This window comes from Vibrio sp. 10N.222.52.B12, from assembly GCF_002875385.1.
GTDB lineage: Bacteria > Pseudomonadota > Gammaproteobacteria > Enterobacterales > Vibrionaceae > Vibrio > Vibrio jasicida.
This window is the reverse complement of record NZ_MDAW01000078.1, coordinates 500-1,021: the sequence shown is the minus strand read 5'-3', so window position 1 is coordinate 1,021 and position 522 is coordinate 500. Positions and strand designations below refer to the sequence as shown.

Annotated in this window: 1 protein-coding gene; it reads right to left on the bottom strand. The window is 46.7% G+C overall.

The features are described 5' to 3' along the window. Nucleotides 1-6: 6 nt before the first annotated feature. The coding region (locus tag BCT11_RS28100) for an EF-Tu/IF-2/RF-3 family GTPase (protein ID WP_241908973.1) at nucleotides 7-522 on the bottom strand (516 nt) is incomplete at its 5' end.

Below are 522 nucleotides of genomic sequence, written 5' to 3'. Positions count from 1 at the left end.
TAAGAATTAGTCGAAGATCTTAGCAACAACACCAGCACCTACAGTACGGCCACCTTCACGGATAGCGAAACGTAGGCCTTCATCCATAGCGATAGGAGCGATTAGCTCAACTTGCATTTGGATGTTGTCGCCAGGCATTACCATTTCTACGCCTTCTGGTAGAGAGATATCACCAGTTACGTCAGTTGTACGGAAGTAGAACTGTGGACGGTAGCCTTTGAAGAACGGAGTATGACGGCCGCCTTCGTCTTTAGAAAGTACGTATACTTCTGACTCGAACTTAGTGTGTGGAGTGATTGAACCAGGCTTAGCTAGTACTTGACCACGTTCAACTTCGTCACGCTTAGTACCACGTAGAAGTGCACCAACGTTCTCACCAGCACGACCTTCGTCTAGAAGCTTACGGAACATTTCAACACCAGTACATGTAGTAGTAGTAGTGTCTTTGATACCTACGATAGCAACTTCGTCACCTACGTTTAGGATACCACGTTCGATACGGCCAGTTACTACTGTACCACG